This window comes from Paenibacillus durus (genome assembly GCF_000756615.1).
Lineage (GTDB): Bacteria > Bacillota > Bacilli > Paenibacillales > Paenibacillaceae > Paenibacillus_AQ > Paenibacillus_AQ durus.
The window spans coordinates 4,678,928-4,704,200 of sequence record NZ_CP009288.1 but is presented as its reverse complement, the minus strand read 5'-3'; the positions used below and the strand labels follow the sequence as shown (position 1 = coordinate 4,704,200).

Below are 25,273 nucleotides of genomic sequence, written 5' to 3'. Positions count from 1 at the left end.
CATCCCCTCTTTTTTGGTTATGGTCTATGTATATGAGCATGAATATGGGAAGGTTTGGGTAACTGTACGCTGACCGCAGAAATAAGGGAATTCAGCCAGGGGATTCGGGCAGTAGGCAATCGTATGAATAGGGGGATTTTGGGCTTTGAGGACGGCAAAAAAAGGCGGCAGCACACCCGGATAGACTGTTTCCTAACCGGATGGCTGCCGCTTTTTCGGCTTTAATTTTAGGCGTTAGCGTATCAATAAAATTAGAATAGGCGATTATTAATCATTGGCCTGGACGGTTACCGGCATGCCGGAAGAATCATGCGCTTTGCTTTTCATGGCAAGCAAAGCTTGCTCCTTGTTTAGCAGCCCTTCCCAACGGGCGACAACGAATGTAGCGACCGTGTAGCCGATAATGTTGACCGTCGTGCGGAAGTTGCCCATAATGCGGTCAGGAGCAAGCATAAGCGCAACGGCTGCGATTGGGATCGAGCCTGTGCTTGCCGCAGTAGCCGACAAGGCGACGAACGCCGAGCCCGGAATACCGGCCATTCCCTTGGAAGTAAGCAGCAGCACGGCGAGAAGTACGATTTGCTCATATATGCCGAGCTCTACGCCAGTTGCCTGCGCCAGAAAGACGAGCGCCAGCGACAAATAGATAGAGGCGCCATCAAGGTTGAAGGAGTAACCAGTCGGAACGACAAGTCCGACAACCGAGCGGTCGCAGCCCGCTCTCTCCAGCTTTCTCATAATTTGCGGCATAACAGCCTCTGTTGAGCCGGTTGCAAATGAGAATACAATTTCCTCACGCACAAGCATAATGGCTCTCCATAGACCGATTCCGACAAACACACGCATAATAACTGCCAGAACGAGCAGGAAGAGCAGACAAGCTACCGTCATGGCGAGGAACAACTTGCCGAAGGCCAGCAGCGTCTGCATGCCGTACTGGCTTACGGTGAACGCCATCGCTCCAAAGGTAGCAATTGCAGTCAGCTTCATAATGAAGCCCATGATTTGAAAAATGACATGGCTAATGTGCTCCAGCAGGTTAATAAGGACCTCTGAGGTCTTGCCCCCTACACGTACGAGAGCGAAACCGAAGAGACAGGATACAAGCAGCACTTGCAGCATCGTGTTCGTGGCAAACGCCGAGACAACGCTGTCTGGAATAATGTTCATAAAGAATTCAGTTCCGTGAGGGAGTTCGGAGTTCTTGGTCACTTTAGTTACAGCGTCGGTGGACAGCGAATCAGGATTCACATGCATCCCCGATCCCGGGTTCATCACGTTCGCAACAAGCATGCCGATAATCAGGGCGAATGTCGTTACAATTTCAAAGTACAGCAGCGCCTTGCCGCCGATCCGGCCGACCGTCTTAACGTTGCCCACCTTCGCAATGCCAAGCACTACGACTACGAAGACAAGCGGGGAAATAATCATCTTGATGAGTTTAATGAACCCGTCCCCTAGCGGTTTCAATGCGATTCCGAATGTCGGCCAAATATATCCAACCGCGATACCTAACACTATGGACATCATGATTTGAAAAAAGAGGCCTTTATAAAAAGGCTGGCGCACCTTGGCTGCTGTCTTGTTCATGTTTGTCATCCTCCTAATTATTTATTCCTGGAATCGAGCCTGTTTGGCGTTTTTTTGGCGTTGCTCTGCTAGCTTCTTTCTGATTACTCACCTTTCGTGTTATTTTTTATTACTTTGTTTGTGTTCTTTATTGACTCATTATAATAGATTAATTTCCGCAAGGCATTATGTACCTTTAATAAAAATAACTATCATTTTTGTTTATGTTGTATAATTAGGACATCAAATGATAGGTATTGGCTATTCATTTGTGTTTAATGAGGTAAGTTAACTATCATAAGCAACAGAGGGGTGAGTTTCCATGATATTAGCAGAGCTCTTGAAAATTCCGTTTCTGCTGGAATCAAAGGTCATATGCGGGTTTCAGGGACTGGGCCGGACTGTCAGTTCCGTCAATATGATGGATGCGCCGGATATTATTGATTTTGTAAAACCCGACGAACTGCTAATCACAACGGCTTATGCGTTAAAGGATCACCCCGAGGAGCTTGTGGCGCTTATCCCCGAATTATCGGCGGCCGGTTGTGTCGGACTCGGAATTAAAAAACGTTTCTGGTCTGCGATCCCCCAAGAGGCAATCGCCGTTGCAAATGAGGTCGGTTTCCCGCTTATCGAGCTGCCGCTCAACGTTTCGCTTGGCGATCTTATTAACCAGGCCATTGATACGATCCTGGACAAGCACACCGATACACTGCGTAATGCGCTGCAAAGCCACCGCCAATTTTCCAGTCTGATTCTGAAGGGGCAGGGAATTCCGGAAATTGTGCGCGATTTAGCAGGGCTGCTGGGCAGCCCCGCCATCCTGTTGGATCAAAGGATGAATTTGATTTCGGCGTCTTCGCATTTCCGCGAGCAGGTTTATCAGGACCTGCTGCCGCAAATCCGCGAATTGGCAAGTCAGCTTCCGAATGAAGACCGCACCTCTGTATGTTGCTTGGGGGATGCCGCCCCCGGCGCCTTAAACTATATCGCCGCGCATCCGATTATGACGTACCAGCCGCAGGGTTTCCTGCTGACGCTGCAGCAATCGGTCGAGCTTCAACAGCTACCGGTCATGATTATGGAGCAGGCCGCCAACGTCATCAGCTTCGAACTGCTGAAGAAGCAGGCAGTGAAGGAGCGGTCCAGACGCTATAAGAATGATCTGTTTACGGATATCGTTAACGGGTTCATGACTTCCGAGCAGGAATTGATCCACCGCGGCAAGCGTTACGGACTGTCCGAGAATTTACCCTCGCTGTGCATTGTCATCCAGCAGGACGATGATCTGACCAGAAGGGAGTTTTCCCTGCCTTCTTCCGAGGAGCAGCAATTGTCCAAGCGGGAGGAGCTATATGATATTTTGAAGGATGCGTTTCAGTCGCGGGGCCATTCGTTTGTGCTGTTCAACAACAAGGATCAGTTCGTGCTCATTCTTTCTATTTCCGGGAGCAAGACGGCTCCTGTGCATGCGGAACGGCTGCTGCGGGAACAATTGACCGAAATCAGTGACAACCTTTATCATAGGGAGAAAATTTCCGTGTCGTTCGGGGTCGGTAATCCGATTGACCGTCTGACGGATATTCCCGTCACCTACAAGGAGGCGGTTGAAGCTTGGGAGACGGCCCATAACAGCAAGAAGCGCCGCTTTGTCCAGTTCTATCATGTGAAGAAGCTGACCGACCTGCTGCGGATGCTGCCGCTTGAAGAACTGAAGAAATATTATAATGATACCTTTAAAGAACTGAATCGGCTGGATGAAAAAGAGCGGCGGGAGCTGATGCGAACGTTAATCACTTATCATGACAACAACTGCCAGATTGCCGAGACCGCCAAGCAATTGTTCGTGCACCGCAATACGGTCGTCTACCGGCTGGAGAAATGCGAGCAGCTCACCGGCCGCAAAATCAGAAACACCAGCGACAATCTGCGCTTCAAGGTTGCCTATCTGATGGAGCAGCTTATTGATGCGGACTGATTGTTGCACAACAAACCCTCTTCTCAGCATTTGAGATGAGGGTTGATTTTTTATATCAATTATCACCATTCCCCGGCTTCGGAGAAAATATGCCGTCAATGTACAGCTGCGGTTACGAAATATCGGATTCTCCTGCATATTCGCTAAAGCCCATTTAGGCCTGCGTGCGGCACCATTAACACTCACAATACATACTATAAATTTGACTGTATCCCTTTACCTTGTTAGACCAAACAATCCCGGGCAAGGAGGGGTGACACCACCATGAAGGGGAACGAACACCACAGCAAATTCTTGTTAACGCATCGTGAACGTGAAGTATTCGAACTTCTTGTTCAGGATAAAACGACGCGCGATATCGCCGGCTTACTATTTATCAGCGAGAAGACGGTTCGCAACCACATCTCCAATGTTATGCAAAAATTGAATGTAAAAGGCCGTTCGCAAGCGGTTGTCGAGCTGATCAAGCTTGGGGAGCTGAAGATATAGACGGGGCCTGCGACTATGCGTTAAGCCTTCTTTTGGCCGAAAGGGCCGGGGAAGGTTTTTTGTTTGCTTGACGAACCAAATCGCTGGCAAGCAGACGCTTCCTGTAAGTACTTATAAAACCAAAATATGAAAACCATTAATAACAGGTTGCCAGTTGATGGAACCTGTTTTTTAATGCCGTTTTTGTATTTAAACGGGGAAAAATATTTGTTAGAGTGTAAAACGTAAACAATAAACCGCTTACAAAAAAGCGGAATTGAAAATGATGAGGGGGGGCTTTTGGTGAAGGATAAAGTTGTAAATGGAATGCAGATTTTTGCAAGAGCGATTGTTGTTCCGGTTTTATTTTTGCCGATCGTCGGTCTAATATTGGCATTTACATCCATTTTGGGCAATCCAATGATTGTTGGAGAAGGCAGTTCCTTAATCAATGTCGGCAAGTTCATGGCCAGCGGGGTTTGGCCTATTTTAACCAACTTGGGAATTGTCTTTTGCGTAGGCATCGCGATGGGAATAGCGAAAGAAAAGAAAGCGGAAGCGGCGCTAATAGCTCTATTGTCATACTTGACATTTCTGGGTGCTAACAACGAGTGGCTTAAGTTAACGGGAAAATTAATCAAATATACAAATCCCTCTGAATTGCAGGGAACCGGGCAAACGATCGTATTAGGCTTTCAAATCATTGATATGGGTGTTTTCCTTGGAATGATCCTCGGGGTCGTCGTAGCGCTTGTCCATAACAAGTTTTGCAATAAAGAATTACCGGGAGCGTTAGCATTGTATGGCAATACCAAGCTGGTATATATCGTATTAGTTCCGATTTTAACCGTACTGGCTGTTGTATTCAGTTATGTTTGGCCATTTGCAGCCAGCGGTATCCGGGCAACAGCGGATTTCATCAATTTATCGGGTTCGATAGGCGTGTTTATATACGGATTTTTAAACAGATTTCTCATACCTACAGGATTACACCATCTCGTATATTCACCATTCCTCTATTCTAACATGGGTGGCGAATTGACTGTAAACGGACAAACGTATTTGGGCGCTTACAATATATTCCTGGCGCAGTTAACAGATCCGTCTATCAAGCTGTTCGACCCATCCGCAAAGTTTTTGCAATACGGTATGGTTAAAGTTTTCGGTTTGGTAGGAGCAGCGCTGGCCTTTTATAAAACAGCGAAACCAGAAAAGAAGAATACGTTAAAAGCCCTTTTAATACCGGCGGCAGCAACTTCATTTTTGGTCGGCATAACAGAACCTATCGAATTTACATTCTTGTTTGTGGCGCCGTTTCTATGGGTAGTTCACTCGGCGTTGGACGGCATATTTGAGGTTATTTCCGTACTCTTGGGGAGTCGAGCTAATGGAATGGGCGGAATCATAGAATTCCTGACTTTTAATTTGCCTGCGGGAATCGGCAGAACAAGATGGCCTATCTTTGTTGGCATAGGACTTATTCAGTTGGCGACCTATTACGCTGTATTCACCTTTTTAATTAAAAAGTTTAACCTCAAGACCCCGGGACGAGAAGATGATGAGGTTGAGGTTAAACTGTTCACCAAAAAAGATTACAAAGAAAAAATGAGCCAAACATCCGGTGAGACAGCTATAGCCGCAGGCAAAGATACCGATTTAGCTGCCGCTATTGTGGAAGCTCTTGGAGGCAGGAGAAATATTGAAACCGTTGACAACTGCTTCTCTCGATTGAGGATCAAGGTAACGGATGCTGGTATCGTTGATGAACTGGGTTTAAAAGGTACAGGAGCATCAGGCGTTATTAAAAACGGCGAAAATATTCAAGTCGTCTATGGGCCTAAAGTTAATGGGGTCAGAAATGCCGTTGATAAATATCTTGCAGGTTAAGCGTTTGCCAATCAAAGAGGTATTAAATTTATTCATAAATTTAATATACAAAAAAGTGGAGAGAGGGACGAATCATGAGTAAAAAGTTTACTGTAACAATCGCGGGCGGAGGAAGCACATTTACGCCGGGTATCGTTTTAATGCTGTTGGATAATCTGGACAAATTCCCAATTGGAAAACTAAAGTTCTATGATAACGATAAGGAAAGACAAGATATCATAGCCGGAGCATGCGAGGTTATTTTAAAAGAACAAGCGCCGGACATTGAATTTGTCGCGACCGTGGAACCGGAAGAAGCCTTCACGGGTATCGATTTTGTTATGGCTCATATCCGGGTCGGCAAGTACGCCATGCGCGAATTGGATGAAAAAATTCCTTTAAAATACGGTGTGCTGGGTCAAGAAACCTGCGGGCCCGGTGGAATTGCTTATGGAATGAGATCCATTGGCGGAGTAGTTGAAATCCTTGACTATATGGAAAAATACTCGCCAAATGCATGGATGCTCAATTACTCGAACCCGGCGTCAATCGTTGCCGAAGCGACCCGCAGATTGAGACCGGATTCCAGGATTTTGAACATTTGCGATATGCCGATAGGTATTGAAGCGCGGATGGCTGAAATTTCAGGATTAGAGTCCAGAAAAGATATGACCGTCCGTTATTATGGACTGAATCATTTTGGCTGGTGGACGGATATTCGCGATAAAGACGGAAATGATTTAATGCCGAAAATCAAAGAGCATGTCGCAAAACATGGCTATGTTGTTTCGGTTGGAGACAGCCAGCACACGGAAGCAAGCTGGAATGATACCTTCGCTAAAGCCAAAGATGTGTATGCTGTGGACCCTGACACATTTCCTAACACCTATCTGAAGTACTATTTATTCCCGGATGATATTGTTCAGCATTCTAACATAGAATATACACGAGCAAATGAAGTCATGGATGGAAGAGAAAAGTTTGTATTTGGCGAAGCCAGAAAAATTATCGAACAGCAATCTACAGAAGGCTCCGGATTGCATATTGATGAACATGCTACCTATATTGTTGACCTTGCAAGAGCCATTGCCTTTAATACGAAAGAAAGAATGCTGATGATTGTCGAGAATAACGGGGCCATTGCCAATTTTGACCCTACGGCAATGGTTGAGATTCCTTGTCTTCTTGGCAGCAACGGACCGGAACCGCTGGCTATGGGTAAGATTCCTCAATTCCAAAAAGGGCTTATGGAGCAGCAAGTTTCTGCAGAAAAATTAGTGGTCGAAGCCTGGATCGAAAAATCCTATCAAAAGCTGTGGCAGGCCATTACCCTGTCCAAAACTGTACCCAGCGCATTCGTCGCGAAACAGATTTTGGATGATCTAATCGAGGCCAACAAAGACTTCTGGCCAGAATTGAAATAAAAACAGGTATAATTTTCTACAAGACGATGGAGTCTGGTCAAGGGCAGTTTCAAACTGCTTTGGCCGGCTCTTTGTGCGCTTGGCAGCGCAATCGACTAAGGAGTGAAAGTCTCCAGCATGCCGCAGATGGCGGAAATGCATAGCTGACAGGCAGTGCGCAGTCCAACAGGATGCGTGCGGAGGGCCTGAAGGCAAAGCCCGGAACAGGCGGCTAAACCAAGTTGGCTGACGAGATCGGATAACCCTGCAAAGGAAGGGAATGTCCAATACCATCATGGGTCTCGGAAGTTAGGAGGACTGGATTCGGGGGAAAGTCGGTTGACGTGACCCAAGGAGATCCGGCCGTCCCCGCAAAGCGGTAACTTCTGTACAAGGCCGTGACGGTCAAGACGGGATTACGGATGGTTGGAAGTCAGAGGTAGGGATAGTAGTGAAGAAGCACGCTGGAAAGGCCGCAAAGGCGTGTGAACCGGTGCGAGAAAAAAAAGCCGGTGCAAGCCCTGACCCAAAAGGCAGGGACTTGGCGTGAAGCCCGAACCGTGAAAGAAGAGAGCATGAGGAGGGCCATGTGCCAGACAGGAGCCGGGGAGCTAAGGTGTGCGTAGATCCGGGGAATGAACATAAGGAGAAGCCGTCTGGGGCGAGTACCGAAAAGCAGAAGCGGAGATTGCCGCGAGGCTACAAACCGCGCTGCTGAAAGGGAAGGAGAACGAGCATGGAGGAACCAAGGCAGGACAAGCTCTCACGTGAAGGAACAAAGCAAGCAGAAGGACGAAAATGGTACAGTCTCATCGACAAGATATGGGCCATGCCGAACCTGGAGGAATCCTTTGTGGAGGTCAAGCGAAACCGTGGCGCGGCAGGAATTGACCGCAAGACGGTAAAGGCGTATGGAGAAGAGTTGGAGCACCATCTAGAAGTGCTTCAGCAAAAGCTGCGGAAGAAGACCTACCAGCCGAAGCCAGTCCGGCGGGTATATATTCCCAAAGCGGACGGAACGCAAAGGCCGCTGGGCATTCCAACAGTAGAAGACCGTGTGGTACAAGCGGCAGCAAGACGCGTGCTGGAGCCGATCTACGAAGCTGAATTTCTGGATTGCAGCTTCGGGTTCCGCCCCGGAAGAAGCGCACATATGGCGTTGCAAAAGATCCGACAGGATCTGGATGACGGGTATCGCTACGTGATTGACGCCGATCTGAAGTCGTACTTTGACACCATCCCGCACGAGCGACTCCTCATTCAGGTCAAGGAAAAGGTAGTGGACGGAAGTGTGCTGTGGCTGCTGGAGAGTTTCCTGAAGGCAGGCGTACTGGAAGGAGGCAGCTTCCAACTGAGCGAACAGGGCACGCCGCAAGGCGGAGTGATTAGCCCGCTCTTGGCGAATATCTATCTGCATCCGTTGGATCGGGAGATGATGAGACGCGGACACAGACTCACGCGGTACGCAGACGACTTTGTCATCTGTTGCCGTACGGAAAAGGGAGCAAAGCGAGTCCTGGAATCCGTCGTCCGGCTACTGGAAAAAGAGCTGGGGTTGACGGTACACCCGGAGAAAACGAAAATCGTGAATAGCCGGAGGGATACATTTGTGTTCTTGGGGCATGAATTTAGCCCAGGCAAGCGGATGAAGCCCTCCGCTAAAGCGACAAAGAAGTTTAAAGAACGGGTGAAAGAGATTACGCGGAGAAACCAAACCGTGGATGTGCAGCAACTCGTAAAAAAGAAGCTGAATCCGTACCTGAGAGGCTGGGGCAACTACTACGGAACAGGTGATGTGAAGAGCAAATTCCGGGAATATGATGCGTGGATACGGCGGCGGTTGCGGAGTGTACAACTAAGAAGCTGGAAGAAAATAAGGAAACTCCATCGGGAAATGCGACGTAGGGGATGGGACAGCGAACTGCCTGGACTGCGAATGACAGCATGGAGAAGCTCTCACTCAACCTATGCGCAATATGTAATGCCCAATTCTTGGTTTAAAGAGATTGAACTATGCAGTCTAAGTGAGCTTTGTAAATCCCTTCATCCCCAAAGGGGATAAACACGGAGGAGCCGTATGCGATGACCCGCACGTACGGATCTGTGAGAGTTGCGCCTTGAAAAGCTCAAGAAGCACGTGTCGCCTGAAATGGCGATCAGGACAAAGCCTAGCCAGCAGTTCTGTACCGAGTCTTGCGTGGTGCATGGCAACGTGCACGGCGAAGCGTAGACAGGAAGGCAGTAGGCCGGAATAAAGTGAAGAGGATCATTAGCCCCGAAATCTAACGTGATCGAAGCAGCCGATCCTATCTCTCTGTGGAGAAGGCAGAAACAGCATCACCGCAAAGGCGAGGGGATGACTGAGGCTTCCGGGGTTCGTACCTACAGCATGCTGCCAAAGGGTTTCTTGGGAACAAGGGAGATCCGGCGGTTCCAAATTTTTTTTTGGTAGAGCCGAACAAGCCTACAAAGCGAGGGAGGTTCGACGACTTGCCGGAAGTCTTACTGACTGATAGTACTCCGAGGTAGGGAGAGCCTGCTACATGGGGAAGCGGTCAGCAGAAATGGAATCTTTCTAAGGCAACATGGGCTCCATACAACGGGAGGACACAGGCCTTCATGCAACGGAAGGGGAAACCTAGCCATGACAACGGGATTGGAAAGAATAGCAGCAAAAGCACGAGAAAATGTAAAGTTTCAGTTTACTTCGCTCACCCACCATATTTCCAAGGAACGGCTGCGAGAGTGTTTGCAGCACATTCCCAGACGTACGGCGCCCGGCGTGGATGGGATTACCCGAGATGAAGCGATGAAAACCTTTGAGGTATGGGCAGATGAGATGCTCACATCGATTCACCGGAAGGGATACCACCCACCAGCCGTAAGAAGAGTCTGGATACCGAAGCCTGGAAAGAAGGAGAAACGTCCGCTAGGCGTTCCTGCCGTAGCAGATCGCGCCTTACAGCGGTGCACAGCGGAAATACTGACTGCCATCTACGAGCAGGATTTTCTGAACTGCTCATTTGGGGGCAGACCGGGAAGAGGCCAGCACAACGCCTTGGCGACACTGAATGAGATCATAGCCGGAGAAAAGGTCGGCTGGGTATTTGAGGCGGACTTAAAGAATTTCTTCGGAAGTCTCGACCACGAATGGATGATGAAGTTTGTGGAACATCGAATCGGTGACCCGCGAATTCTTCGACTCATCCAACGTTGGTTAAAGGTAGGCGTGCTAGAAGACGGTAAAATCCACGTCAGCGAAGAAGGTACGCCGCAAGGTGGTTCGATCAGTGTTCTGCTGAGTAACCTGTATCTGCACTATGTGCTGGATTTGTGGTTCGAGAAAGCAATCAAGCCACGGCTTAGAGGCGAGGCCTATCTTATCCGGTATATTGACGATTTCATTGTCTGTTTTCAGTACCGTAGCGACGCCATCCGTTTCCAAGAAGCGCTCCGAAATCGACTTCATAAGTTTAAGCTGGAGTTAGAGCCGAGCAAAACCAGATTAATCGAGTTTGGGCGATTCGCAAGCAAGCACAGCCAATCCAAAGGCAAACGCAAGCCGGATACCCTCTACTTTCTGGGATTTACGCATTACTGCACGCGAAACCGACAAGGGAATTTCATGGTGGGCAGGAAGACGGAGAAGAAGCGACTAAAGCGAAGCATTGGGAACGTGCAGGAAACAATGAGAAGAATGCAGCATGAAGCGGTAGAGATGCAGGCGGTAAAGATCAATCAGATGTTGCAAGGCCATTACGCCTATTACGGAATGGCAGGGAATATGAGGTGTCTGAACAAAGTCTATGCCGCCGCTGTTACCTACTGGCGGAAAGTGCTGAGCAGGCGAAGTCAGAAAAGCTATGTAACTTGGGAAGAATACCGCCACATTCGCACATTATTTCCCCTTAAGCGACCGAAACTCTTCATCCCTTATAATCGATTGAAGAACTACGCTATGCTGTGAAACCAATTCTGAAGAGCCCGGTGCGGGAAATCCGCACGCCGGGTTCTGTGGGGGTTCGGGCCACCAGTTGGGTGGCCCTTCTACCCGGAGCCCATGCATTTGCGCATGGGCCTACTCGATTTTTACGCGCGCCTAGCGAATCTAGGCACAACTAACCGGTGGGAGTCCGGCCATAGGTAAGAGCCAAGCTGCCTCGCAGCTGACAGGCGACTGGTGGAGAGATCCCAAGGTTGAAGCTCTTGTATTTGAACAGATATAGTGTCGCAGTCCCCCACCTCTCAGCCAACAGCGAAGGCGGGGGTTAGACACGTTTGCTTTACCAAACATACGTTCCTGTGCTATACTAGATCTGGACTTACCCACTTAATGGCTGAATATTCCAATTCGACTGCGAATTAAACCAAAGCATGGCGATTCGGGTCGGCCAAAAATGGCGAAGAAAGCTTGCGAACCGCTGTGAAGCCGTGTCAAAATAGAGTTGGATGGAATCGTCCTTCCGAGGACGGACTTCGCAGCGGGTATGGAACAGAAGGTCAACTACTTGGCGGTGGGTGACTTCTGCTTTCGTACCCGTTTTCACGTCATATTGCCACTGAGCGAAGCGGACGAGCGTTTCAGCAACAAACAATAGGTCATGTGGGCGTGAATGTGATGTTCATCCGTGGAATGACAATCGTTCATGCCGAGTTCTTGCTTGGCGTTTCGAAAAAACACTTCGATCGACCACCGCTTCCGATACACCTGAACGATTTTTTCAGGAGGAGCCTCAATCTGGTCGCTGATCAGCAAGGCAAATGTTTCTTTGACCGACCCGGTTTCCTGATCTTCCTCCAGGTAGGCCGTCACGACAGCGTTCACCGCCTTGAGCACAGGCTCTTTACGGTAGCCTTTGCCTTTGTGGATTTCATCGATGGCGATGTAGATATCTCTAAACGGCATGCAGCGGATCCCCTTTTTCCGCCAGAAGGAGAATGTGGGCTTGGCTTCTTGGATCAACCGGCTGGGCAACGTTTTTACGATTCTTTCTTTACCGTGCACCTTGACCTTGCGATAAAGGGTCATGTTACTTTTGGCTCTGCTCACCCAATGAAAGCCCAGGCCTTCTATACCCAGATACAGATCCTTGGCCAAATACCAGCTGTCCATGGCCACCCAGCACTTTGCGGTACCGCGAAGATTGTCCTTCACTTGCTGCAGCAGGTTGAGAGCTAAATGCAGTTTGGATAGATGCTCCGATTCTCCGTTATCCTGTTTCCAAATGGCGTAAAGAAGCGGATACTGAAACCCATTTGCCTTGACCGCATGGAGTACGACCATATTCATGGCGTTTACATACACTTTGCTGCAATGATCCCACAAGCGATAGATAAACGGCATGTTCCTGGCGTGATTATGTTCGACCAAGGTGTCATCCAGGGCAATGACATCATCATCCTTCAGCATCGTCTCCTCCTGCTCCTGCAGTTTGGCGACACGTTTGAGGTTAAACGCTTGCCATGCAAAGGACGAGACCATAAAACGGCTGAAAACAGACTGTGTGATCTTTTGTCCGCCAAACATCCGCTCGAGGAGGGAGTCTTTTTCATAAAACTGAATCATTTGCAAGCACGTGGTACAACGGCTCAAAAGTCCGACGACAAACAGAAACGCAAGTTTCCAGGTGGGACATCCTCGAGTTTTCATAATTCCGCATTGTGTAAGGAGTAGAGAAAAGTCAAAACGATTCCACAAGGAAAGCAAGAGTGGTGCGTCTCCAAAAGCGCTGTAGGAAAGCTTCTTGTACTTAGGTTGATGAAGATCTGACATTTTCGAACCCCGTTATATGGAAGATAGGTATAAAAGATAATACCTCCTTCGCGATTATTGGGGTATTCCAGAAAAGTCAAGAGGCTTTTCGATTTTTTCGGCACATTTCTGTTACGATTGTTAATTTACAACTTTTTACTCTAACTGGGTAAGTCCAGCTAGATCCATCAAACTTGCGAGGGAGGCGCATCTCATGAAGGTGGTCAAAACACTTAAACATCCGATTACGTCTCACCACCGCATGCTATATAAGTTGAACGAAAGAAGATAGCAATCAAAACCGAACGCATAGGCGGTCAATAATTACATGAGGGCGCTTCATGATTTCATCCATAAACTGCCCAACACGCAGACGGATTTCGGAAACGGTGGAATAGAACACATTGTTGATCACACTGGACTTGAGCCATTTCCAGAGTCCTTCTACGATATTTAACTGCGGGCTGTATGGTGGCAGAAACACGAGCTGGAGCCGATTTTTCTGCTCTTCCAGAAACGGCTGAAGCAGCTTTGCATGATGAATCCGGGCATTATCTAACACAAGAACCAGTTTCCCCGTTGGATAAGCTGCAAGGACCTTCTGAAGAAAGGCAAGAAAAGTTTCAGCGGTATATTCTTCGTCTTCTTGCCAAACGATTCGTCCCGTCTCATAGTCAACCGTCGCGAGTAGCTTGACCCCGCGATGCTTGCCTGTGGTTGGAATGATTCGTTGCTTCCCGCGAAGAAACCAGGTTTTCTGAATCGCTTGATAATCCCGAATCATGGACTCATCCTCGAAGAGCAAGTGGTCGATTTCATCGTTCAGTATCTTTTTTTCAAATCGGGAAAGGTCGTTTCGGCAAACTGGCGTTGCTTTTCGGGATCTGCTGCCGCGAGCGTGTATGTTGGTTTCATATAGCTGAGCCCTAATCGTTCCATTACCTTGGAGATGCCTCGGAGCGAGTAGCGGTGGCCCCATTCTCGTTCCACATACGTGGCAATGAGCTCAAGCGTCCAGTTGTGCTTGGCTGTAAAGCCGACCTCGTGAGGGACCGAATAGGCGACGGTCTGTTTCAACTGATCCTGCTGTTCCTTAGTCAACCGAGTAGGAGCACCCGATGAGTGTTTGAGTTGCAAGGCTGCCAATCCACTGTTTTCGTACGTATGAATGTAACTGCTCACCGTCATTCGGTTTCGATTTAGAATGTCAGCGATCGCCGTCATCGATGTGCCTTTCAAATACAAATAGATGGCTTGATAGCGTTCATACATGCGCCGCTCTTTGGCTTGTTTCATGGCTTCTGTTACTTTTTCCAGTTCGGTATGCTTATCCATGGCGTTCCCCACTTGTCCGTTTCTTGATCTGTTTCTTATTCGACAAATGGTTTGTTTTTCCCTTGCCAGGGTTTGCTAAGAACTTTGATTCAACTTATATAGATGCGACTCTCCATGTGTATCAAGAGGCGCTGTCCTTCTTGATTACGGTCATTCATGAGCAGTTTATGAACTTGGAATCGTTATCCACCCAAGCGGTGGTGACGGCGGTAGAACGGTTGACTCATCGTACTAAGCACAATCCGAATCCGCTCTACGCCGAGTTTGATCAACGCTTTTATAAGTTTCCTTCGTACTTCCGCAGAAGTGCCATTGCAGAAGCGTTTGGCATTCTGAAAAGTCATCATTCCCGTTTTCAGCTTTGGCAAGCCGAGCGGCAACACGCCCAGCAAGAAGGGAAACGCTTTTCGAAGAAACCGCCGACACTTGAGGCTCAGCATCAGGCGTTCCCTTGCTTGTACAAAGGCAATATGTTCATTCGAACCTCTGATAGGGCAGCCAACATCAAGGTATTTCATCAAGGCGATTGGGTCTGGCTCCCCATTACCTTTAATGGGCAAGACCTATTCAAACGTAACGTGTGGAGCATGAAAGAATGCAACCCCAGATTGGTCCGAAAAGGAAAACGCTATGCCCTTCATATCGCCTATGAGGGGGATGTAAAGTTGACTCAGGTAGAACGTTCCAAACAGCGGGTCTGTGCCGTTGATTTAGGGTTAACGAATTCCGCAGTATGTTCCGTGCTGGACGCAAGCGGCACTGTCTTGGCGAGGACCTTTATCAACCAAGCCAAAGAAAAAGACCGAATGCGCCAAATCACAGGCAAACTGAAACAAGCCCAGCGACAGTCCGGTATAGGGGCAAAACCAAATTTCTGGCGGCGGATGAACGGCTTACAGACGCATATCGTCCACGATACCGCGCATCAAATCGTCGCCTTTGCCCAAAAGCACCACGCAGATATCATCGTCATGGAGTATTTAGGCAAGATGCGTCTGCCTAAAGGAACGTGGGGAGCCAAGCGGCTTCGTGCCAAACTCCAGTTGTGGGCCAAACGTCGCATCCAAACGAAAGTGACCGAAATGGCGCATTTCCTGGGGATGCGGGTTTCCATGGTCAACCCTGCGAATACCAGTGCGCTTGCTTTTGACGGCAGTGGATGGGTACAACGCAACACGAAGCGTGATGTTGCTGTATTCGCAACAGGCAAAACGTATCACGCGGACCTTAATGCCTCGTATAACATCGGCGCACGATACGTGCTGCGCAACCTACAAAAAGCCACATCTGAAAAGATGTGGTTGTCCTTGGAGGCAAAAGACCCTTCATTGGCAAAACGAACGTATTGGACGTTGGCTTCCCTCATTAGGGCGCAACAGGCATTGAGCCTTTAATCATGAAGCTCGCAGCGTGTGCAACCCTGTATCGATGCCAACAGAAGCCCCCACTTCTAGCGTAAGCTAACTGGGGGAGAGTTCACAGCTATGATGTAAACCTTATTCAGGAAAAATTGTTTATTAATGTTTCCAAATCCGGAGAAACGGATTCTTTGCTCAAAATGTCGAATTCCGCAAAGAAAAATGGAATTAAGATCATCTCCTTTACAGGAGACTCGGAAAATTCCTTATCCAAACTGGCGGATATAAGCTTGAAAATAGTTGATATGGATGCGATGGATGACCGCAATAAGTCAGCCTCTTCCTTCTATCCGAATGTACTGATGTTATTTGAGTTTTTGATTGGTGAATATTTGGAGAGAATAAAGGAAGACTCCATTAAAAATTGATATGTTGAGCACAACATACCCTTATTTTGAAAACGTGTTACTTTTCTAAAGTACACGTTTTTTTGCGTTGTGAAAATGTTTACACAAGTAAACGCTTTAATATAATATCGGTTTATAGATTAAGCAGCTTCGCTATAAAACATTTGGAGGTATTTCTCATGTTTAATAAAATTAAAGCGCTTATATTTCAAGATAAACCGGAACAGCAGCAGGAAGATGGCTTTATTGTTCCTATTTCCGGGGAAATCATTGATTTGAGCCACGTACCGGACGAAGCGTTTTCCCAGCGGATGATGGGGGACGGATTTGCTATTCAGCCTGAGGATGGAGAAGTCTTCTCACCGGTGGATGGAGTCGTTACGACAGTGGTTCCCAGCAAGCATGCTTTTTCCATTAAAAGCAATTCTGGGATTGAATTTTTAATCCATTTTGGCGTGGATACGGTTAAGCTAAAAGGAGAAGGCTTTGATGTTTATGTACAGGAAGGAAGCGCAGTTAAAGCGGGGGACTTGGTCCTGAAGGTTAATCTCGAACAAATCAAGGACAAAGTGCCGTCTGTTGCTGTTTCGGTTATTTTTATCGAACTGAACGGAAAGCGCTTCAGTTACAAGACCGGCAAAGCAGCAGCAAAGGAAAAAGGACGCTGTTACTATACAATATGAGGACATGCAATGAAGATCTCGAGTATATTGCACTTTGGACGAGGACCTTTAGAAAATAAGTGTTTTTATACGAAGTTTTTATGCAACCGCTAACAATAAATGTACCAGTCAGATTTAATAGTTTGCATCTGTTGAATGGGCAAGGCCTGAGTAAAAATCAGCTTAATAACTGGGAGATGGAAATCATGAGAGCAGCGGTCTTCAAAGGAAAGCATCAAATGGAAGTGTTAGATTGGAAAACGAAGGATCTCGAACCGCATGAGGTGCGAATCCGGGTTGAAAGTTGCGGCATTTGTGGTACGGATCAGCATATTTACCATGGCCACCCCGGATCTGCTGCGGTCGACCCGCCGATTGTGCTCGGTCATGAACTGGCAGGCGAAGTGATAGAGTTGGGGTCTGGGGTTTCGAACTTGAAGCTAGGAGACAGAGTATCGATAGATCCGAATATTTATTGCGGCGAATGTGAATATTGCCGGAGCGGCCGGCCTCACTTGTGCGATCACCTTCAAGCCATCGGCGTGACGCGAGACGGAGGCATGGCGGAATATTGCATTGTTCCTGCGGTAAACGCTTACCGTATCCCGAATGAGATGAGCTATGTAGAAGGTGCGATGGTAGAGCCAGTCGGTTGTGTCTTACACGGATTGAAGAAAATCGATGTTCGCCCGGTTCATACGGTACTCATTATCGGTGGCGGCTTCATCGGCCAATTGTTCCTCCAGCTTGTAAAAAAACAAGGAGCGGCAAAAATTATTGTTAGCGAACCTGCGGTGGAGAAATACGAGCGGCTTCTTGAACTGGGGGCGAACGAGGTCGTGCAGCCAACGAGTCCAGAAACGGTACAACATTTGATGAATATTGCAGATGTAGTAATCGAATGCGTGGGACGCAAAGAATCAATGGAGCTTGCAATCCAAGCAGCTCGAAAAGGAGGTCAAATCCTTCTGTTCGGTGTACCCTCGCCAGACACTCTGATTAATGTTTCGCCATTTACCATTTTTTCAAAAGAACTAAGCATAAAGGGATCCTTTATTAATCCTTACACACATGAGGAAGCGATTTCTTTCATTCGGCAAAACATAGTACGGATTGAGCCATTAATCAGCCATTATTTCGCACTAGATGACATTCCGGAAGTGATGGGGAAATATCCGCAAATGAATGTAGCGAAAGGTGTAGTCACTCACTCTACATAATATGCGCGATTCCACAGTCATCCAAGGGTTTTCGAAAGCCACATCTCCAACGTTATGCACAAACTGAATGTAAAAGGCCGTTCGCAAGCGGCTGCCTTGGCTGATCAAGCTTGGGAGCTGAAAATATAGACTGAGCCTGTGATTATGCGTTAAGCCTTCTTTGGCCGAATGGGCCGGGGGAGGTTTTTTGTTGCGAGAAAGTGAAGGAGATCGGCCTATACAAAGGGGAAAGTTCGAGCGGGTCCGCATCAATAGTAAAAAACAAGCGTTTGCCGCATGAACGGGCAATCGCCTCCTTTGATAAGGTGAAGTTTAGAAATCATAATACAGAAGCTGCTCCTGACAGCTAGATATTCTTGCTAACTCCGATTTGGGGTAACCGAGACGCTTTGTCTTCTCGTTGCACATCCAGCAGGAACAATGGATTTTACCTTTGGCGAATATACCGATAAATTTGACGACCCATCCCCATTGTTTTGCAAGGCGTTTCTTACGCTGAATAACCCGCTTTCTGTGGTGTCTGACATAGGCTTGATTCCGATTTTTTCGATAAGGCTTCACTACCATCACGCTCCCTTGGGCAAAGGCTCAGCCCGCAAGAGATGCCAAGGGTTTTCCTACGGGCAGAGCATGATGGGAATCAGATTTATATTATGAAGCATGTATGCCACCTCCCTGGAGTTATTTTGAAGTAGAGTTCGGATAACATATCTGCATGAATTCAAAATCCACTTTCAATTTTTCTCTTAGCATAAAATCAATACCCAGTAAGCCATCGAAGCCATACGGTTCTTGAATAGAGCCTAACTGAATAGGAAAGGATGCCAAGTTAATATTGTCAATTTCCAGATTAGGAATCACTTATTCGTAACATAGTTCGCTTGTTCCGCCAACGCCATACATTCTTTTGGCTTTACCGTTAATAAAATCAATGTGAATGCCAATTTGGGAAAGTAAATCCGTATTAAATACAGTTGCTGCACACCCTGTGTCGAACAGAATGTTCGATAAATGAATGGATTGCTGATGATGTTTCAATGTCATAGAGACGTTGGGCAGACCATTTAGAATTTGAAATCATCATGAACGCTGCCGTACCCCCGAGAAGAATTCCTCAACGACTTCCACATCGGTTTGACTGGTATGGAAGACATATAATTCACGAGTTGGATACAGCTTGTGAAAATGTTTATACCCATCCCAAGCTTGCTGAGGATTGTCATATTCCTTAATAACCGCCATATCTTTAAGACAGCGAACTCCATTGTTTGAGCTGGCTTTAATCGCTTCGACCAAAACAAAACGACCTGGAAGTGTTTCGGCAATCTCTTCCCATTTCATCGGCTTCACCTCACGTTTGTCTGGTTTATTCATTTTATCATAATCAAAGAAGAGACAAAGAGTTGGGTGAGTAGATTGTTATTTTATGGTACACTCTAGTCATAAAGTCCTTTTATTAATAGAGCAAATGAACTGTAAGTACTTGGTTTTTGAGTATTGGTGTAGTACGTAAAATTCAACCTTAAGACTTATAAAGTTTAGAGAGGGGCGTTAAAATGTATCTTACTGGCTCAGAGTATCTTGAGTTAGATGGAATTTTAAAAAAATATGAAGTAGGCTTAAGAAGCTATATTGCTGAAAAGGTGTGTGATAAATACACAAATTATAATAGTTTTTCAACAGTAATAAGTGAATTGAAAATTAGATTTGACTCATCTCAAATAGGTATTAAGCCCTTTTTGTTTCAGAAATATTATTCGAAATTAGTGGCATTAGAAAAAGATGAAAAACTTGAAAAACTTTATGATGCTTTAAATTTCACATTAACGTGCTTTAAAATGCAAAATCATTACGAAGATAGTGATGTTCCTTACTTGTCAGGGATATTGGATTTGATGTTCTTGTTAAATGCCCCACTATTTAGTGAACTAACAACCCAATTTGGATCAGAATTTGAAGATTTTTTAAGTTTATACCTAAAAATAAGAAACGGTGGATCACACCCGGCTTCTAAAAGAATTTTAATCGAGGAAGCACACCAAATAACGCAATTTGTACTAATAAGTACATCTGTTATTCGAAGTGAGTATTTTTGGTATGTAGAGGTAGAAAGTATAAAAAAGAACATATCTGAATTTTTACATAAGATCAAGAAAAAAACTCCTATTTTTAATAATTTGCTTCAAATAAATCAGAATCATGAAGAATTATTAATGAGAGAGACGGAGTTGGCACATCTAGAGAAGTTATTAATTACTAATAAAAGAAGATCTAGTAGCGTAGTGCTTCATGGTTATGGAGGAGTTGGGAAAACCTCGTTAGCACGAGAATTTTGTAATCGAATTATGAAAAAAGTTCTTGAATCGGAAATAAAAATGGACTTTATTATCTGGGCGTCCTCCAAAAATGAAGAATTAATTTTTGATAGGGTTGGAATGATTAAAATCCGAGAATTCAAGCCGCAATACCAAACATTTGAAGACCTTGTTGAAATGATGTGTAAAATCTTACAATTAGATACCAGTTCTGAAGAACAGTTGCTTAATTATTTTGAAAACTGTAATCAAGGTCTGATTGTAATAGACAACTATGAAAATATTAAAGGTACTGAAAGAGCAAAACTTGAAAAATTCATATCAGACGGATGCCCTAACAATATCCAATTTCTTTTGACTTCAAGACAGGATGAAGATATTGCAGACAAAAGAATAGAAATTAAAGGTTTTAAAGAAGTTGATATTGGTATTCAGTTTATAGAAGAATACTGTACATTGAATGATTTTTCATTAATTTACACAAATGATGAATTGAAAGAGTTTTTGTCCCTATCATGTGGAAATACACTTGTAATTACAATTAGTCTAGATCGAATTTTTGATGGAATTATGGATTTGAAAAGCTCATTAGATAATCTTCGTCCTCTTCGAAATAGGGATGTAGAGCAAATAGCAGAGTTCATGTATAAACATATGTTCGATGGAATTATTGCTGAAAATGAAAAGTCATTTCCTTATATCCGAAAAATATTAAATATCATGTTATTATATAGGGATCCTGTAGACATTAATATCCTATTCGACTTCACCGAAGCTAAAATAACAGATTTAGAAGAAATATTATCTTTGTTTGTTAGAAAATTTATAGTCAATAAAGTACGTGGAATGTATGAATTAAACGAAATGGCTACAAAATTTATTTCTTTAAAACTTGTTCCTGATAATCAACACTTAAGAGATCTATTAAATAAAATTCAAGATTATCGACAGGATAAGGAGCTTGCTCTTAAAAGGTTAGAAGAAGATACATCGAATAATCCTAAATTAAGGAATATTATCGACGATTGGCAACCATATGCAAATTCTGAATCAATTATTATTGCACAAGCATATAAACTTTATGATGATTATTCAAAACGTTTAAGTAAGATACACAATAATGACATTGCATTTAAAAATGATTTGTTATCAGAAGTAAAAGATGCCTTTTCAAAACTATCTAATAGAAGCGGACATCCATATGTAAGTTTTCAGAAAGCAAGAGTTTTAAAATTGTTTTTATTTGGACTTAGAAATGCTGAATTGAGAAAAGAACTAATTCAACAAATGAAAGAAGCATATGAGGAAGCTTATATTGTTATATACACAGGAGATTATAGAAATATAATTAATACAGCTAGTTTCCCAGCTTTATTGATGCTATACGGTATATTTTGTTTAGTTGATTACAAAAACAACTTTGAAGCAGTGAAATATTTAGAAATGGCATCAGATTTTTATAATAACAGAGAGACAGAATTCAGTGAAAATAATGCTAATACCTATTTTTTTCTTTCGCAAGCTTGCTGTAATGCTTATTTGGAAAAGGGAGATATTAGTTACTTAAACAAAGCTTTAAAGTGCATTAACTCTGCATATTCCTATTTCAAAAACTGTTCTGACGAAACTAGTAAAAATAAGGTGAATGAACTATCACTTATGAGCCTTTTTATTCAATTTATGAAAAACGATATTCCCAAAGGGACGGTAAGAAACCAAATGAAGCAGTTTAAACAAATGAAAGGTTACATGAGTCCGATTATAAAAGAAATAAACAAAAAATTAGCTTGAATTACAAACCACATCTCAAACGTTATGCAAAAATTGAACGTAAAAAGCCGTTCGTAGCGGCTGCCTTGGCTGATCGAGCTTGGGGAGATGAAGGATATAGACGGGTCCTGTGACTATGCGTTAAGCCTTCTTTTGGCCAAATGGCCGGGGGAAGGTTTTTTGTTCTGAGGAAAGGGGATTTCATCATTCACGTCTTTGCAAAGGTGCTGCAAGGAATGATGCGGAACGATTATTTGCTTACATTTTCACCTCAGGTATCGAACATATTTTCGCCGGTAAAACATGGGGTTGCAGATAGATTGACGTAAATGTCGGCGGATATTAAACGTACTGCTGAGGGAGCGATCTTTTAAAGCCAAGGAGTATACAAAATCAGGCAGCAGTTGTAAAATTGCATTATTTGCGTCTTCCCGCTCTGATACATAAGTAGTGAGCATCCATTATTTGTTAAATTCTACTTAATGCCGGTGCGCGGAAGGGCCTATATCAACGATACGGAGGATTCCCAGATTCATGAAGAAGAACGGAACATTGAACAAAATATTGCTGCTGCTGTTAATAACACTGCTCGCTGCATTGGCTGCAGGCTGCGGTTCTTCCAATAGGAAAAACTCGCCGAGCGCGGAAAATACGGGAACGGCAGGTGAGATCCCTTCGTTTTCTTTGGGCATGCTGCCTTCGATCGACGCTATCCCTTTTATTATCGCCCATGAGCAGGGTTTCGACCGCAAACGCGGGGTAAATCTCGACATTCAGACCTTCAAAAGCGCCAAGGACCGCGACGCGGCATTTCAGGCGGGAAAGCTGGAGGGATTCAGCGCGGACCTGGTTGCGGTTGCCATTTACAATAACGCCGGACTGGATGTGAAGATCGTCAGCGCCACCTTCGGTGAGTTCGATCTGCTGACTGGAAATGACGGCATCAAGGAGGTCAAGGACCTGAAGGGCAAGACGGTCATTTTGTCCAAAAACACCTCCACCGAGTACACCGTCGCCACCATGCTGAAACAGGCGGGTCTGAGCGAACAGGACATTACAGTAACCGAGGTACCGCAAATTCCGACAAGATTGGAGCTCCTGAAAAATAGCAAGGCGGACGCGGCTGTTCTGCCTGAGCCGTTCGTGACAATGGGCAAAGCCTCCGGCCTGCGGATACTCGGTTCTACACGCTCGGCCGGAATCCAACCGTTCGTGCTTGCCATCCCGCAGAGCGCGATCGACGCCAAACCTAAGGCCATTCAAGCGATGTACGCAGCCTATGACGACGCGGTAGCCTATATGAAATCCCATGATCAGAGTGAATACGTTGACACGATTATTAAAGCGGTGGGTTACCCCGAGACGCTGAAGAGCCAAATCCAGGTACCCGATTATGTTCCGGCGTCCCAAGTAGACAAGGAGCAGGTCGCGGCGGCTTTTGCCTGGGCGAAGGAGAAGGGGCTCCTGACCAAGGACCTGTCTCCGGAGGATGTGATCTCAAATGTCCAGTTCAAGTAATAAAGACGGACTTCGCATAAACGGGCTGACCATAAGCTACAAAGAAGGGACGCCGGCCTTTGGGCCGGCCTCGCTGCACATACCGGAGCATGGCATCTACACACTGATCGGTCCGTCGGGCTGCGGCAAGTCGACGCTGCTCCGGGCCATTGCCGGCCTCCTTCCCTGGTACACGGGAGACATTATATATAATGGACAGGCAGCGCACGGCCGGGATCCCCTCATCGGGCTTGTGCCGCAAACCTACGGTCTGCTGCCCTGGAAGAACGTGACGGCCAATCTCCGCACGGCTCTTGCGGTCACCCTTCCCGGAAGGGAGCGGAAGGAGGAGCGGGAGGAACGAATCCGCCGCTGGCTGGAAGCCATGGGCATCGCCGATTTGGCCGGACGGTATCCTCTCTCGCTCAGCGGAGGACAGCAGCAGCGGGTAGCGGTTGCCAGGGCGTTCGCGCTGCTTCCGGAAATTATGCTGCTGGACGAGCCATTCTCCGCGCTCGATGCGGTGACCCGCGAGACGCTGCAGCGGCTGTTTCTTGAGAACTGGCGAACGCATCCGGTCACCGCTTTATTTGTGACTCATGATGTGGAGGAAGCGATCCTGCTGGGGGAGAGAATTGTCATTATGGCGCCTGGCGGCCGGGAGCTTGATATTATCGACAACCCCGTTTTTTCATTAAAGCATGAAGATAAACGAAGCAGTACGGAGTTCTTCGAGCAGACCAAGCTGATCAGAAAGGTAATGCAGGAGAAATGGTAAAAACAACGCGCTATCATTATATTTTACGGCTATTGTTTGTATTCTTGGGGATCAATGCAGTCTGGTATGCCACGGCTCTGCTCATCAACATGCCGATTCTGCCGAGTCCCTTTGCGGTTTACGCATCCTTGTTTCAGCTTGGGTTCACGGAGACCTGGCTGAATATCGGATACAGCCTGTACCGCGTATTTGCCGGAATGCTGCTGGCGCTTCTGCTCGGCCTGCTGATCGGCCTTCTCATGGGGCGTTCGGTGTTCTGGAACAGACTGCTCGACCCCGTCGTCTATCTGACGTATCCCGTGCCCAAAATCGCCCTGCTGCCCGTCGTCATGCTGTTTTTCGGACTAGGGGAAATCTCCAAAATACTAATGATTATGCTGATTCTGATCTTTCAGATCATTATCTCCGTACGCGACGGTGTAAAGGCGATCCCGGGCAGCGCCTACGAGGTACTGTCCAGCATCGGAGCAACCGCGCTGCATAAATTTTGGCATGTGACGCTGCCTGGGGCGCTGTCGGTCATCCTCAGCACGGTCCGTATTTCACTCGGCACCGCCATTTCTGTGCTGTTTTTTACCGAGATTTACGGAACTGAGCATGGAATGGGCTTTTTCATTATGGATTCATGGCAGCGTTTGGACTACCCTGGAATGTATGCGGGAATACTGCTGTTCAGTCTTGTTGGTTTTATTCTTTTTCTGCTGGTTGATGTGCTGGATCGTATCTTTATGAAATGGCGCAGGTCCTGATTTCGATCCACGGCCGCCGTACTTTGTGAATTACATGATCTTCAAAAAGCCTTCTTTTGCCCCATGGCGGCGATAGAAGGTTTTTTTGTGAATGAGAGATATTTTATATGGAAAATAAATGAAGATATCTTTATAATTACTAAGAA

General features: G+C 46.1%; 18 protein-coding genes. 14 read left to right on the top strand and 4 right to left on the bottom strand.

Annotation, left to right across the window (positions count from 1 at the left end; genetic code table 11):
* Nucleotides 1-267 precede the first annotated feature (267 nt).
* The gene (locus PDUR_RS20420) at nt 268-1,590 is read right to left on the bottom strand and encodes a cation:dicarboxylate symporter family transporter (protein ID WP_042207964.1); all 1,323 of its coding nucleotides are present in this window, start codon (nt 1,588-1,590) and stop codon (nt 268-270) included.
* Between the two features lie 301 nt (nt 1,591-1,891).
* On the opposite strand from PDUR_RS20420, the gene PDUR_RS20415 reads away from it, so the two are divergent.
* The 6 genes from PDUR_RS20415 (at nt 1,892) to ltrA (PDUR_RS20390) (ending at nt 11,251) form a co-directional block, all read left to right on the top strand.
* Nucleotides 1,892-3,547 carry a PucR family transcriptional regulator gene (locus PDUR_RS20415; RefSeq protein WP_042207963.1) on the top strand — a complete coding sequence of 552 codons (1,656 nt, stop codon included), beginning with the start codon at nt 1,892-1,894 and terminating at the stop codon, nt 3,545-3,547.
* Between the two features lie 264 nt (nt 3,548-3,811).
* The gene (locus tag PDUR_RS20410) at nt 3,812-4,036 is read left to right on the top strand and encodes a helix-turn-helix domain-containing protein (protein ID WP_019908812.1); all 225 of its coding nucleotides are present in this window, start codon (nt 3,812-3,814) and stop codon (nt 4,034-4,036) included.
* Between the two features lie 282 nt (nt 4,037-4,318).
* Nucleotides 4,319-5,902, top strand: coding sequence for a PTS transporter subunit EIIC (locus tag PDUR_RS20405; RefSeq protein ID WP_042207962.1), 1,584 nt, complete (start codon nt 4,319-4,321; stop codon nt 5,900-5,902).
* A 74-nt stretch (nt 5,903-5,976) separates the two neighbouring features.
* Nucleotides 5,977-7,305 (top strand): 6-phospho-alpha-glucosidase, encoded by a 1,329-nt coding sequence (locus tag PDUR_RS20400; RefSeq protein ID WP_042207961.1) that lies wholly within the window; start codon nt 5,977-5,979, stop codon nt 7,303-7,305.
* 715 nt (nt 7,306-8,020) lie between these two features.
* Nucleotides 8,021-9,346: a group II intron reverse transcriptase/maturase gene (gene ltrA / locus PDUR_RS20395; protein WP_042207960.1), complete on the top strand. Its 1,326-nt coding sequence runs from the start codon at nt 8,021-8,023 to the stop codon at nt 9,344-9,346.
* Between the two features lie 582 nt (nt 9,347-9,928).
* On the top strand, nt 9,929-11,251 hold the full coding sequence (ltrA, locus tag PDUR_RS20390) for a group II intron reverse transcriptase/maturase (protein WP_042207959.1): 1,323 nt from the start codon (nt 9,929-9,931) through the stop codon (nt 11,249-11,251).
* A gap of 576 nt (nt 11,252-11,827) precedes the next feature.
* Here the strand turns inward: ltrA (PDUR_RS20390) and PDUR_RS20385 are convergent.
* Both PDUR_RS20385 and PDUR_RS28255 read right to left on the bottom strand, forming a co-directional pair.
* A complete protein-coding gene (locus PDUR_RS20385; protein ID WP_081949603.1) occupies nt 11,828-13,057 on the bottom strand; it encodes a transposase in 1,230 nt (409 codons plus the stop codon).
* A 274-nt stretch (nt 13,058-13,331) separates the two neighbouring features.
* A protein-coding gene (locus tag PDUR_RS28255; protein ID WP_156130534.1) for an IS630 family transposase occupies nt 13,332-14,371 on the bottom strand; the annotation gives its coding sequence in 2 pieces (ribosomal slippage) (nt 13,332-13,871 and nt 13,874-14,371; 1,038 coding nt in all).
* 140 nt (nt 14,372-14,511) lie between these two features.
* Between PDUR_RS28255 and PDUR_RS20370 the strand changes: the two genes are divergently transcribed.
* The 4 genes from PDUR_RS20370 (at nt 14,512) to PDUR_RS20355 (ending at nt 18,018) form a co-directional block, all read left to right on the top strand.
* On the top strand, nt 14,512-15,765 hold the full coding sequence (locus PDUR_RS20370) for an RNA-guided endonuclease TnpB family protein (protein ID WP_233277405.1): 1,254 nt from the start codon (nt 14,512-14,514) through the stop codon (nt 15,763-15,765).
* A 104-nt stretch (nt 15,766-15,869) separates the two neighbouring features.
* Nucleotides 15,870-16,157 (top strand): SIS domain-containing protein, encoded by a 288-nt coding sequence (locus tag PDUR_RS20365; protein ID WP_081949602.1) that lies wholly within the window; start codon nt 15,870-15,872, stop codon nt 16,155-16,157.
* Between the two features lie 158 nt (nt 16,158-16,315).
* Nucleotides 16,316-16,819, top strand: a complete 504-nt coding sequence (locus PDUR_RS20360; protein ID WP_042207955.1) for a PTS sugar transporter subunit IIA — start codon at nt 16,316-16,318, stop codon at nt 16,817-16,819.
* Nucleotides 16,820-17,004: 185 nt separating this feature from the next.
* Nucleotides 17,005-18,018 carry a zinc-dependent alcohol dehydrogenase family protein gene (locus PDUR_RS20355; RefSeq protein ID WP_042207954.1) on the top strand — a complete coding sequence of 338 codons (1,014 nt, stop codon included), beginning with the start codon at nt 17,005-17,007 and terminating at the stop codon, nt 18,016-18,018.
* 1,080 nt (nt 18,019-19,098) lie between these two features.
* On the opposite strand, the gene PDUR_RS20350 is transcribed toward PDUR_RS20355, so the two are convergent.
* On the bottom strand, nt 19,099-19,359 hold the full coding sequence (locus tag PDUR_RS20350; RefSeq protein WP_042207953.1) for a hypothetical protein: 261 nt from the start codon (nt 19,357-19,359) through the stop codon (nt 19,099-19,101).
* Nucleotides 19,360-19,574: 215 nt separating this feature from the next.
* On the opposite strand from PDUR_RS20350, the gene PDUR_RS29910 reads away from it, so the two are divergent.
* From PDUR_RS29910 to PDUR_RS20330, 4 genes are all read left to right on the top strand, one after another.
* The gene (locus PDUR_RS29910) at nt 19,575-22,124 is read left to right on the top strand and encodes an AAA family ATPase (RefSeq protein ID WP_042207952.1); all 2,550 of its coding nucleotides are present in this window, start codon (nt 19,575-19,577) and stop codon (nt 22,122-22,124) included.
* A gap of 513 nt (nt 22,125-22,637) precedes the next feature.
* On the top strand, nt 22,638-23,621 hold the full coding sequence (locus tag PDUR_RS20340; RefSeq protein ID WP_042207951.1) for an ABC transporter substrate-binding protein: 984 nt from the start codon (nt 22,638-22,640) through the stop codon (nt 23,619-23,621).
* The gene (locus tag PDUR_RS20335) at nt 23,605-24,378 is read left to right on the top strand and encodes an ABC transporter ATP-binding protein (protein ID WP_052410316.1); all 774 of its coding nucleotides are present in this window, start codon (nt 23,605-23,607) and stop codon (nt 24,376-24,378) included. Before PDUR_RS20340 ends, PDUR_RS20335 begins: the two co-directional genes overlap by 17 nt.
* Nucleotides 24,372-25,127 (top strand): ABC transporter permease, encoded by a 756-nt coding sequence (locus PDUR_RS20330; protein ID WP_042207950.1) that lies wholly within the window; start codon nt 24,372-24,374, stop codon nt 25,125-25,127. Before PDUR_RS20335 ends, PDUR_RS20330 begins: the two co-directional genes overlap by 7 nt.
* The last annotated feature ends 146 nt before the right edge of the window (nt 25,128-25,273 follow it).